This is a genomic window from Vibrio sp. ZOR0018 (assembly GCF_963865925.1).
GTDB classification, from domain to species: Bacteria; Pseudomonadota; Gammaproteobacteria; order Enterobacterales; family Vibrionaceae; genus Vibrio; species Vibrio anguillarum.
The window spans coordinates 63,848-75,579 of record NZ_CAWMCN010000148.1; the positions used below are offsets into that span (position 1 = coordinate 63,848).

An 11,732-nucleotide genomic window follows, 5' to 3' on the forward strand; every position below is an offset into this window, starting at 1 on the left:
GCAGCAATAATGCTGCCAATGTGCGTCGAATTTACGCTTGTTTGGTTAATACTGCGTAGTAAAAACCGTCCATATCTTCTTCTCCGGGGAGTATCTGACGCCCCGGCTGCTCACGATCGGAACCCACTAATTGAGCGTTATGAGTTCGTTCTAAGAAGGCTTTGACCTGCAAGCTGTTTTCTTGTGGAGTGATCGAGCAGGTTGCGTAAACCATAGTGCCACCGACTTTTAATTGCTTCCACATTGCGTCCAGTATTTCGCTTTGTAATTGAGCCAATGCCTCAATATCGCTACCACGACGTAGCCATTTGATGTCTGGATGACGGCGAATAACCCCAGTGGCGGAGCAAGGTGCATCTAATAAAATTCGGTCAAACTGTTCGCCATGCCACCACTCTTCAGGGTAACGAGCATCACCGCAGATCACATCAGCGCGAAGTTGCAGGCGTTCTAAGTTGTCATAGACGCGCTCAAGGCGGGTTGCATCGCTGTCAATCGCAACCACTTCAGTATCGTGTGTGTGCTCTAGGATGTGCGCGGTTTTACCCCCTGGGGCGGCGCAGCAATCTAAAATTAGCTCGCCTGCTTTAGGTTGAAGGTAGTCAATCGCTAGCTGCGCAGCGGCATCTTGCACCGATACCCAACCACGATCAAAACCGGGTAAAAGCGTTACATCGCAAGGTGCAGCGAGTTTTATTGCGTCGGCGGCGTGAGAGTGCACGCTGCACTCGATATTTTCGCTAGCTAGTAGTGCAAGATATTCATCACGAGTGTGGTGCTGACGGTTGACGCGCAACCACATTGGCGCTTTTTGATTGTTCGCTTGCACAACCGTTTCCCACTGTTCTGGGTACGCTTGTTGTAACAGTTTGAGTAGCCAACTTGGGTGGCCATATTTGCCTGCGTTGTGGCTAACGGCAATAGCGTCCAGTGCTTCTTGATCGCGCAAGTAGCTACGCAATACGGCGTTGATTAGCCCACCTAAATTTTCACCGCGCAATGTTTTGGTGCCTTCAACCGTCTCGGCTACTGCGGCGTGAGCGGGAATGCGCATAAAGCTTAACTGGTAGATACCAACTAAAATAAGATGGTGAAAAACCCGCTTTTTCCCTTTCAGTGGGTTGTCCATTAGCTCATTGGCAATTGATTCCAAACGAGGCAAATAACGCAAAGCCCCGTAGCAGATCTCTTGCAACAGAGCATGGTCTCTTGGGCGGATGGTTTTTTGCGCCGCAGGAAGTGCGTGAGAAAGTGAGTGGCCTTTATCAACCACTTGAAACAACACGTTAGCCGCAGCTGCGCGAACATTCATAGAAGTACCGACTTTAAATAAATGAAAATCAATGAGGGCATCTCTGCCCTCGTTAAGGTTTAGCTAAGTTGTGTGCCGACTTCAAACCAGCTTGCGCGCGAATTGAGAATGTCTTGCACTGACATCGCTTTTTTACCCGGCACCTGCAACTGCTCAAGCACCAGTAAGCCGTTGCCGGTTGCCACATAAATACCCGATTTATCGGCTTGAACAATCGTGCCTGCAGGGTGGTCGCTGGTTTGTGCTTCAACGCGACTTTGCCACACTTTAATGCTGTTCTCAGCCACATCAAAATGGCTCATTGGCCATGGATTAAAAGCACGCACGCAGCGTTCAATAAAAGCAGCATCCGCTGACCAATCGATTTTGGCTTCTTCTTTGCTAAGTTTTTGTGCGTAGTTAGCCAATGTATCATCTTGTTGAGTGGCAATCGCTTTGCCACTGGCGATATCGGCGATGCATTCTACCAACGCTTGTGGGCCTAACTCGGCCAGTTTGTTATACATAGAAGCGCTGGTGTCTGTTGCCTCAATCGGCAGCTTAGCAATTTTGAGCATATCGCCCGTATCTAGGCCGACATCCATTTGCATGATGGTTACACCTGTTTCGCTGTCTCCGGCCCAGATCGAGCGTTGGATCGGTGCGGCACCACGCCACCGTGGCAGAATGGAACCGTGTACGTTAATACAGCCAAGCCTTGGCATATCAAGTACGGCCTTGGGTAGCAGTAATCCGTAGGCGACTACTACCATTAAATCTGCGTTGAGATTGGCGAGCGCTTGCTTGGCTTCGTCGCTCTTAAAGTTCTCTGGTTGATACACAGCAATATTGTGCTCAACGGCCATCTGTTTCACTGGGCTGGCGGTCAGTTTTTTACCGCGCCCTGCCGGGCTATCGGGCTTAGTGTACACCGCGATAACCTCATGCTCCGAAGACAACAACGCCGCCAAATGACGGGCGGCGAAGTCCGGAGTACCTGCAAACACAATGCGTAATGATTGGCTCAAGGTAACCTCACTTAAGTTAGTTTTTTTCGTTATAGCGTTTGATTTTCTCTAGCTTATCTCTAATACGCTTACGCTTTAATGGCGAAAGGTAATCCACAAACAGTTTGCCTTGTAAGTGATCAAGCTCGTGTTGAACACAAATGGCTAAAAGGTCATCCGCTTCAAATGAGAATTCGTTGCCATCACGATCTAATGCTTTGACTGTGACTTCTGCTGCGCGAGGAACAAGGGCGCGTGAGCCCGGGACCGACAGACAGCCTTCTTCAATGCCATCTTCACCGCGTTTCTCTAAGATTTCAGGGTTAATCAGAACCATTGGCTGGTCGCGACTCTCTGAAATATCGATCACAACGATGCGTTGGTGAATATCGACTTGCGTTGCAGCAAGGCCGATACCGTCCTCGTCGTACATAGTCTCAATCATGTCATCGACGATTTTTTGGATCTCAGGTGTCACTTTCTCTACCGGTTTTGCCACGGTACGAAGACGATCATCTGGGAATGTTAATACTTGTAATACAGACATATACACTCGAAATATTGAACTGTGCCGAAACAGCTTAAAGCTTGTTGGCTCAATTCTAGACATTTTATGACCCAAATGACAGCATCCAAATGTTAATAATCTGATTCATCCTTACTTATTTCGGCCAAGGAACAGAGGTCATGTCACGATTTATTCGTTATTTAGTGTGTGTGTTTTTACCGTTGTCATTGGTCGTTAATGTGTTGGCGGCGGAAGATATGGCGCTCACCGTCAAAGCAAATGCCCCGCAGACATACACGGTCGTCAAAGGAGATACCTTGTGGGATATTTCTGCGCTCTATCTTGATAACCCGTGGTTGTGGCCACGTTTATGGCAAATTAACCCAGAGATCGATAACCCGCATTTGATTTATCCCGGCGATAAGCTGACCTTAGTCTGGCGTAACGGACAACCGGTGTTGAGTTTAAAACCTATGGTCAAGTTGAGTCCGAAAGTGCGTGTGCTTGAGAAAAAAGCGGTTCCGACGGTGCAAGAGGGATTGGTGTTGCCGTATCTGTATACGGATCGCTTACTGGATAAGCAAACATTACAAGAAAGCCAGCGTGTGCTCGGTGCCAGCGACGGTAAACAATACCTGACGGCGCAAGATACGCTCTACATAAGCGGGCAACAGACTCACCCCAAATGGGGTATTTATCGTGAAATCGCTGAGTTTTCTCGTCATGATGCCGCCGCGAAAAATAAAACCATGGTTGCTTTGCGTTTGATAGCTACTGGTGAATTGGTCTCCGCCGATGAAGCTTTTAGCGGGCTAACCATCACCGCACAGCAACAAGAGATAAGAGTCAATGATATTGCCCTGCCTGAAGTGGGCGTCGAAACCTTAACGCTTTCAACCACTTTTTTCCCATCGCCATCGCGACTACAAGCTGAAACGCATATCCTAGGATCGTTGGAGGGGAGTGAGTATTCGGCGCAGAACCAGGTAGTTGTGATCGATAAAGGCCTTGCAGATCAACTGCGTCAAGGGACGATGTTTGATTTGATTCAAGCCGGTTCTAAAGTATCTGGAAAAAAAGGACAGCATCAACAGAACCTTGATGAAACCCTGCAATTACCAAGCAGCTTGGTGGGCAGTTTGATGGTCATTCGACCTTATGAACATTTTAGTTTGGCTTTGATTACCGATAGCCGCGTGCCGATTGGTAAAAGTGTAATCGCGGTTTCGCCGCTCAAACCAGAGCGAACAATCGAGCCAAATGAACAAGCCGATACGGATTCGATGGTTAAGGATGATACTGTAAGCTGATGGAGCAGAACGAATTAGCGGCGTGGCTAGCATTCAGCTTTGTGCCCAAATTGGGTGGCAAGAAACTTTCTCGCCTTGCTAGCGTCGCTTCTCTTGCTCATTTAATTGACTATTCCGAGCGGGAGTTAGCCGCGTTGGGTTTAGTTCAAGATCAAATCCGTTATCTGCGCGAGACGGCCCCTCAAGAAGTTGAAGAGTGCCTAAGTTGGCAGCAAGCTAATGAGTCTCATCATATCCTTACTCCATTTTGCGATGGTTACCCTTCGTTACTAAAAGAAATTGCTACCGCACCTCCGGTTTTATTTGTCAAAGGACGAATAACAGCACTCTCTGATCCGCAAATGGCGATCGTCGGCAGTCGTAATGCGAGCCCTGATGGCCAACGAGTTGCTCATCAGTTTGCGCGAGAATTTGTGCAACAGGGCTTGCTTGTCACCAGTGGTTTGGCATTAGGTATTGATGGACATGCTCATGACGGTGCGTTGCAAGCGGGTGGTGAGACGATAGCCGTGCTCGGTTCGGGCCTTGAATCTATTTACCCAGCGCGACATAAAAAATTAGCGCAACGGGTGATGGAAAGCGGAGCATTAGTCTCGGAATTTCGTCCCAAAGCCAAACCAAGGCCAGAGAACTTTCCGCGGCGAAATCGCATTATCAGCGGGTTAGCTGTTGGTGTTTTAGTGGTGGAGGCGGCGGAGAAAAGTGGCTCGTTGATCACGGCGCGCTATGCGGCTGAGCAAGGGCGAGATGTGTTTGTTATTCCGGGCTCCATTGCTAACCCAAATTGCCACGGTAGTAATCAACTTATTCGTTGTGGGGCGTGCTTGGTGCAAAACAGTGAACAAGTATTATCTGAAATCGGCACCTTAGTAGACTGGTCATTGCGCCAAAAGCAGCCTCAACCTGATTTATTTTCTGTACAGAGCGATCAGCAATTGCCATTTGCTGAACTGTTAGCTAACGTAGGAGTAGAGGCTACGCCTGTTGATATTCTTGCGAGCAGGACCCATATACCTGTCCATGAAGTCATGATGCAGCTTTTAGAACTTGAGCTTTCAGGTCATGTTGTTGCCGTTTCTGGCGGCTATATTCGTAAGGGGAAGGGTTAGCTATGATGATGGATATATTGATGTATCTATTTGAAACCTACGTCCATAGCGATGTAGATTTGCAAGTCGATCAAGATGAGCTTGAAGATGAATTGCTTCGAGCCGGTTTTCACCAGAAAGATATCTATAAGGCCCTGAATTGGTTAGAAGAGCTTGCGGCATTGCAACAAACCGATGCTCATTCAGCGATGGCAACCAGTGCTGCGACTTCGATGCGAATGTACACAGCACAAGAGATGGACAGGCTGGATCTTGAAAGCCGAGGTTTTTTATTGTTCCTTGAACAAGTGAAAGTATTAACCCCTGAAATTCGTGAAATGGTGATTGATCGAGTGATGGGTTTAGAAACCAATGAATTTGAATTGGATGACTTAAAGTGGATCATTTTGATGGTGCTATTTAATGTACCGGGAAATGAAAATGCTTACACGCTTATGGAAGAGCTGCTATACACCAAAGATCAAGGTATTTTGCATTGATTGCAGCCGTTCGTTTAGTTGAGCATTATGAGTCGTAAAACCGAGTCCCCCCTTTTTTCTGCGCATGGACAAGCGCTGCAGCATGAGCCTTGTCCGCAATGTGGTGGCCAATTACAGCTTCGTCAGGGTAAGCATGGGCTGTTTTTAGGCTGTAACCATTATCCCAATTGTGACTATATTAAGCCGCTGCAGCAAAATGATGGTCATATCGTTAAGGAGTTGGGTGTGCCATGCCCAGAGTGTGGCCATGAATTAGTGTTACGCCAAGGTCGTTATGGCATGTTTATCGGGTGTAGTCATTATCCGCATTGCCACCATATCCAAGATACAGATTCCCCTGCAGACAATGTTTCTCAGTCAAAACAGCTTTGCCCTGAATGTTTGAAAGGCCATTTAGTGGAGCGAAAAACACGCCATGGTAAAACTTTTCATGCTTGCGATAATTACCCTAAATGCAAGTTTGCCGTTAATCAGCAACCTGTTGCCGGTAAATGCGAAAAATGTGGGTTTGGATTATTGATAGAGAAAAAACTCGCCAGTGGTATTAAGCTGCAATGTGCTGATCGAAAATGTGGTCATATTCAATCCGCCACAGAGTAAAGTGACGGCATATGAAAATGGCACATTGAACGTGCCATTTTTTATCCGTATTTATCGTCAATTAGGTTTGTTTTAGAGCGTCGGCTTGATCGCTTGAACAAAATGGTGCAAGGCTGGATACGTTGTCGCATCAAGTACTTCAGCCAAGCGACAGAGCGTTCGTTGCAACTGCGCGTTGTAATCTGCACTGACATTAATATGGCCCATTTTGCGCCCAGCACGTTTCTCTTTGCCATACCAATGAATGTGGCAGCCTTCAATCGCCATCACGGCTTCTGGTAAATTGTCCTCACCCAAAATATTAATCATCGCGGTTGGGCGAAGTAACTTCGTGCTGCCTAAAGGTAAGCCACATACTGCGCGAAGGTGATTCTCAAATTGACAGGTTTCTGCGCCTTGCTGTGTCCAGTGACCAGAGTTATGGACTCGTGGTGCAATTTCATTCACCAACAATGTTCCCTGCACATCAAAAAACTCGAGCGCTAGCACACCGACATAATTGAGACGAGCGGCAACCGAGGTAAACATCGACAGTGCTTGCTCTTGCAAGGCTGGGTCATCTATCGCTGTTGATAAACTCAGTACACCGTTAATGTGCACATTTTCTGCCAGCGGGTAAACCGCGATGCTGCCATCTTTGGCACGCGCGCCGACTAACGAGACTTCACGATCAAAGGGGACAAACTGCTCTGCCACTATCGCTTGAGTCGGAGTGACTTGGATACAGGCTTCCATTTCTGGCCAAATGAGCTCTGCTTGTGAAGCTTCTTTTAAACGCCATTGACCCTTTCCGTCATAGCCACCCAGTGCACTTTTTAGAACCATGGGCAGGCCGACGCTGGTTATCGCGGTATCTAAATCTTCACGAGTATTAATCACAAAGTATTGGGCATTTTTTGCGTTGGCTTCATCGAGTAGCGCTTTTTCAAGACGGCGATCGCCTCCGGCTTTAATGGCTTCGACGCTAGGAAGAAACTTACCACTTTGCTCACAAACGGTGAGAATTTCATGGGGAATATGCTCAAATTCAGCGGTAATGACATCCGCTTGTTTGATCGCATTGTCTAAACCATGACCAGTGATGTGTAATGTCAAAGGATGGACGATGTTACCGCTGCCCACATCAAAAGCGGAGATTTGAATGTTCAGCGGAGCGCCAGCCAGAGCCATCATGCGTGCCAGTTGCCCTGCGCCCAAGACTAAAACGTGCATAGTATCAATCCTCTGCAGGGTTAGGGTGGCTCAACACCGCTTCAGTTTGTGCTAAACGAAATGCTTCCACTTTTGCCATGACGGCCTCATCACTGGTGCCGATGATTTGCGCGGCAAGCAGCCCAGCATTAGCCGCGCCTGCTTCTCCAATAGCTAAGGTGCCCACCGCAATCCCTTTTGGCATTTGCACAATAGAGAGTAAAGAGTCCATCCCTTTGAGTGCCTTTGACTGAACGGGAACGCCAAGTACCGGCAAGCTAGTAAACGCTGCCGTCATGCCCGGCAGGTGTGCGGCTCCGCCTGCGCCAGCTATGATGACTTTAAGGCCGCGTTCTCTTGCGCTGGTGGCGTAATCGGCAAGAAGTTGAGGTGTGCGGTGAGCAGAGACAACTTTGGTTTCGTATGCCACACCAAATTGATCCAACATGTCAGCAGCTAGCTTCATTGTGGGCCAATCGGATTTTGAACCCATGATAATTCCGACTTTCATCTCAAACTCCTTAATACTTCTAAAAATGGGGTGAGCGGGATAATTTGCGCGCATTATACGAGTATTTTTTCCTTAGGAAAACGTTTGCGTCAGCTTAATTGTGCAATTGATACATTTTATAAACAAATAGCTTTAGCCAGTTTTCAACGAAGTTTGTACACTTAGCCGCACTGTATTAAAGAAACCGATGGACAGTTTTTGTGAATAACTTTGAACACACTTTGCAGGCTCTACGTGACGGTGAAGTAATTGCCTACCCAACGGAAGGCGTGTTTGGGGTTGGGTGTGACCCAGATAACCCGCAAGCCATTCAGAAGCTCTTAGCGCTCAAGCAGCGTCCTGTGGAAAAGGGGTTGATTTTAATTGCGGCCTCTTACGAACAATTACTTCCTTATATTGATGAGAGCCAGTTGACATCAGAGCAGCTCGCACGAGTACATGCCACCTGGCCAGGCCCTGTGACATGGATAATGCCGACCAGTGATAAAGTCTCTACGTGGGTGAGTGGGCAATTTGATTCGATAGCCGTACGTGTGACAGATCATCCTTTAGTGCAAAAGCTATGCAATGCGTTTGGAAAACCATTAACCTCGACCAGTGCGAATTTAAGTGGTCTTGCACCTTGCCTGACAACGGAAGAAGTTGAATCGCAACTGGGTGAGCAACTGGTTGCGATTTTAGATGGTCAAACCGGTGGTCGAAATAAGCCCAGTGAAATTCGTGACGCGAAAACCTCACAAGTATTAAGACAGGGTTAACCCTGCTAAGGAAGTAAGCGATGCCAACCATTGATAAGCAAGCCGTCAAACAATTTTTGCTTGAGCTGCAAGACTCCATTTGCCAGCAACTTGAACAAGCGGATGGCCAAGCACTGTTTGAAGAAGATGCATGGCATCGCGAACCGAGTGAGCGTTTGGGAGGCGGTGGGCGAACTCGAGTGATGAAAGAAGGCCGTGTTTTTGAACAAGGCGGCGTGAATTTCTCACATGTGCAAGGGCAGCAAATGCCCGCTTCAGCGACCGCGCATCGCCCTGAATTAGCTGGGCGTCATTTTGAGGCGATGGGGGTTTCTTTGGTGATGCATCCAAACAATCCCTATGTTCCGACTTCTCATGCCAATGTTCGTTTCTTCATCGCTGAAAAAGAAGGTGAAGATCCTATCTGGTGGTTTGGCGGAGGATTTGACTTAACGCCTTTCTATCCGTTCGAAGAAGATGCTCAATCATGGCATGCCACGGCGAAAGCACTGTGTGTTCCTTTTGGTGAAAAAGTGTATACCGAACATAAATCGTGGTGCGATGAGTATTTCTTCCTCCCTCATCGCAATGAAACGCGCGGTATTGGTGGCCTATTTTTCGATGATTTAAATGCTTGGGGATTTGAGCGCTGTTTTGCTTATATGCAAGCTGTCGGTAAAGGATACACCGCTGCGTATTTGCCGATTGTTGAACGTCGCCAAGCGATGGAGTACGGTGACAGAGAGCGCCAGTTTCAACTTTATCGCCGTGGTCGCTATGTAGAGTTCAACTTAGTGTATGATCGCGGCACATTGTTTGGTTTGCAAAGTGGCGGTCGAACGGAATCGATTTTAATGTCGATGCCGCCATTAGCTCGTTGGCAATATCGTTATCAAGCGGAAGAGGGCAGCGCAGAGGCGAAATTAAACACCTTCTTGCTGCCGAGGGAGTGGTGACCGCGGTACATTTTCAATGATAGGGTCGCCGAGGTGGCCCTGTTAATTATCGAGAGGCAAGGATATGGCTCAGCACATTGATCAATATGCAGTATTTGGTAATCCAATTGGGCACAGTAAGTCGCCGATGATCCACACACTTTTTGCACGGCAAACCAGTCAGGAAATGCACTATACCGCTCAACTCGCGGCTCTAGATGGCTTTAAACAAGCGGCTGAAACCTTTTTTGCCTCCGGTGGCCGAGGGTGCAACATTACCGTGCCTTTTAAAGAAGAAGCGTATCAGTTTGCGGATCGATTAACCGAGCGAGCTCAACTTGCAGGCGCGGTCAATACACTGAAAAAATTAGATGATGGCGAAATTATCGGTGATAACACCGATGGAGAAGGGCTGGTTCAAGATCTGCTTCAGTACCAAGTGCCACTACGAGACGCTTCTATTTTAGTGATTGGTGCTGGCGGCGCGGCGCGCGGCGTGATTAAGCCCTTACTCGATCAGCACCCTACAAGTATCGTGATTACCAACCGTACCTTTGCAAAAGCCGAGCAGCTCGCCACGCTTTTTAGTCCCTTTGGCGCGGTAAAAGCAATCGCGTTGGAAGAGATTAATCAACATTTTGACCTCATCATTAACTCGACCTCGGCCAGCTTGGATGGTGAATTGCCAAATATCGCTCCGACGATCTTCAGTAAGAGCAGTGTTGCCTATGACATGATGTATGGCAAAGGATTAACAACATTCAATCAGTGGGCATTAAGTCATCATTGCGCTCATGCTTATGATGGTTTGGGGATGTTGGTTGGGCAAGCTGCGGAGAGCTTTATGCTATGGCGCGGACTCAGGCCGGGTTCTCGACAAATATTGAGAGAACTGAGAAAAAATCTAGAAGGCTAATCATGAATCAAGCGATTTTATTTCCTGACCGACAAACGTGGCACTCGGCAAGCCAAAGCGTACTTTTTCCTGCTCAACACGCGGGAGCTTTGCTCGAGTGTACGGTACACAAGTCAGTACTGAGCCATCTGTCTGGTGAAATGATTACTAACGGTGAGCAAGCTATTCAAGTTTTTGAACAATGGCGATTTGACCTTGAAGAGCTTGCTGAAAGCTTGATTGAAGATGAAGCGTTCAATTTAGATGGACAAATAGAGATTAAAGCTTAGTTAATGGCTTTCTTTGATACTCGTAAGATAGTCATTTTTGTTCTGCACATAGTTGTCGGAAGATTTAAGCAAAAAAGCTCGCTCTTTATCTGTTAGCGGGCGGATCTGTTTCACTGGGGATCCTACATAAAGATAGCCGCTAACCAATACCTTGTTTGGTGGCACTAAACTGCCAGCTCCAACCATCACCTCCGATTCAACGACTACGCCATCGAGCACAATTGCTCCCATGCCAATTAAGACTCGATCATGGATTACGCAGCCATGCAGCATCACTTTATGGCCAATTGTGACGTCATCGCCAATAATAAGTGGAAAACCATCCGGGTTTTCGGTGTTTTTATGAGTCACGTGCAGTACGCTGCCATCTTGAATGTTGCTACGTTGGCCAATGTGAATATGGTTTACATCGCCTCTGGCTGCAACCAATGGCCATATGCTGGAATCATCGCCTAAAACAATATCGCCAACCAACACCGAGCTACTATCTATATAGACGCGCTGTCCGATTTGTGGGGATATTCCTTTATAACTACGAATTGATGACATGCTCGTCTCCTTTAATAACTGACGCCATAAGATAAATTAAACCGAAATAGCGTCAAAACAACTCTTTTTGAATAAAAATTATCCCAACGAACAGAAAATCAAAAAAAACAGCAAAAAGGGGTTGCCAACGTGACGGCGATCCCTATAATGCCGCCTCACTGACACGGCACAGCCAGTAAGGGTTCAAGCCCAACCAGCAGCCAATCAGTAGGTCAAATCGGTAAGACGAAATAATGTAAAAAAGTGTTTGACACTTTCCATTATCTCGCTAGAATGGCCGCCTCTTCAAAGGAAGCCTCGGCAATCCAGAGAAGAACGCT

The 11,732-nt window shown here is 47.4% G+C and carries 14 protein-coding genes; 8 read left to right on the forward strand and 6 right to left on the reverse strand.

Features of this window, described 5'->3' with window-relative positions:
• Positions 1–31: 31 nt before the first annotated feature.
• From rsmB to def, 3 genes are read right to left on the reverse strand one after another with little or no spacing between them, the layout of a single operon-like run.
• Entirely contained in the window at positions 32–1,312 is a 1,281-nt protein-coding gene (gene rsmB / locus AACR75_RS17110; protein ID WP_047688083.1) for a 16S rRNA (cytosine(967)-C(5))-methyltransferase RsmB, read from the reverse strand.
• A gap of 59 nt (positions 1,313–1,371) precedes the next feature.
• Complete coding sequence (gene fmt, locus AACR75_RS17115) at positions 1,372–2,319, reverse strand: methionyl-tRNA formyltransferase (protein ID WP_047688085.1); 948 nt, start codon at positions 2,317–2,319, stop codon at positions 1,372–1,374.
• 16 nt (positions 2,320–2,335) lie between these two features.
• Entirely contained in the window at positions 2,336–2,845 is a 510-nt protein-coding gene (def, locus tag AACR75_RS17120) for a peptide deformylase (protein WP_038148727.1), read from the reverse strand.
• A gap of 140 nt (positions 2,846–2,985) precedes the next feature.
• Here def and AACR75_RS17125 point away from each other — a divergent pair, with 140 nt between their 5' ends.
• Genes AACR75_RS17125 through AACR75_RS17140 form a run of 4 tightly spaced genes read left to right on the forward strand, consistent with a single transcriptional unit; the run spans position 2,986 to position 6,304 of the window.
• Complete coding sequence (locus AACR75_RS17125) at positions 2,986–4,116, forward strand: LysM peptidoglycan-binding domain-containing protein (protein WP_047688087.1); 1,131 nt, start codon at positions 2,986–2,988, stop codon at positions 4,114–4,116.
• The gene (dprA, locus tag AACR75_RS17130) at positions 4,116–5,225 is read left to right on the forward strand and encodes a DNA-processing protein DprA (protein WP_047688089.1); all 1,110 of its coding nucleotides are present in this window, start codon (positions 4,116–4,118) and stop codon (positions 5,223–5,225) included. Before AACR75_RS17125 ends, dprA begins: the two co-directional genes overlap by 1 nt.
• Before the next feature lie 2 nt (positions 5,226–5,227).
• Positions 5,228–5,704, forward strand: a complete 477-nt coding sequence (locus tag AACR75_RS17135) for a DUF494 family protein (RefSeq protein WP_013855530.1) — start codon at positions 5,228–5,230, stop codon at positions 5,702–5,704.
• 27 nt (positions 5,705–5,731) lie between these two features.
• A complete protein-coding gene (locus AACR75_RS17140) occupies positions 5,732–6,304 on the forward strand; it encodes a DNA topoisomerase family protein (RefSeq protein ID WP_038171604.1) in 573 nt (190 codons plus the stop codon).
• 72 nt (positions 6,305–6,376) lie between these two features.
• Here AACR75_RS17140 and AACR75_RS17145 read toward each other — a convergent pair whose 3' ends face one another.
• Positions 6,377–7,516 carry a 5-(carboxyamino)imidazole ribonucleotide synthase gene (locus tag AACR75_RS17145; RefSeq protein WP_047688091.1) on the reverse strand — a complete coding sequence of 380 codons (1,140 nt, stop codon included), beginning with the start codon at positions 7,514–7,516 and terminating at the stop codon, positions 6,377–6,379.
• A gap of 4 nt (positions 7,517–7,520) precedes the next feature.
• Positions 7,521–8,006, reverse strand: a complete 486-nt coding sequence (gene purE, locus AACR75_RS17150; protein WP_010319910.1) for a 5-(carboxyamino)imidazole ribonucleotide mutase — start codon at positions 8,004–8,006, stop codon at positions 7,521–7,523.
• 200 nt (positions 8,007–8,206) lie between these two features.
• Between purE and AACR75_RS17155 the strand changes: the two genes are divergently transcribed.
• From AACR75_RS17155 to AACR75_RS17170, 4 genes are all read left to right on the forward strand, one after another.
• A complete protein-coding gene (locus AACR75_RS17155; protein WP_017043689.1) occupies positions 8,207–8,764 on the forward strand; it encodes an L-threonylcarbamoyladenylate synthase in 558 nt (185 codons plus the stop codon).
• Between the two features lie 20 nt (positions 8,765–8,784).
• On the forward strand, positions 8,785–9,699 hold the full coding sequence (hemF, locus tag AACR75_RS17160; protein ID WP_047688093.1) for an oxygen-dependent coproporphyrinogen oxidase: 915 nt from the start codon (positions 8,785–8,787) through the stop codon (positions 9,697–9,699).
• Positions 9,700–9,763: 64 nt separating this feature from the next.
• Complete coding sequence (gene aroE / locus AACR75_RS17165; RefSeq protein WP_013855524.1) at positions 9,764–10,594, forward strand: shikimate dehydrogenase; 831 nt, start codon at positions 9,764–9,766, stop codon at positions 10,592–10,594.
• Between the two features lie 2 nt (positions 10,595–10,596).
• On the forward strand, positions 10,597–10,863 hold the full coding sequence (locus tag AACR75_RS17170; RefSeq protein WP_010319906.1) for a DUF1488 family protein: 267 nt from the start codon (positions 10,597–10,599) through the stop codon (positions 10,861–10,863).
• Here AACR75_RS17170 and AACR75_RS17175 read toward each other — a convergent pair whose 3' ends face one another.
• Positions 10,864–11,412, reverse strand: a complete 549-nt coding sequence (locus tag AACR75_RS17175) for a gamma carbonic anhydrase family protein (RefSeq protein WP_047688094.1) — start codon at positions 11,410–11,412, stop codon at positions 10,864–10,866.
• Positions 11,413–11,732: the final 320 nt, after the last annotated feature.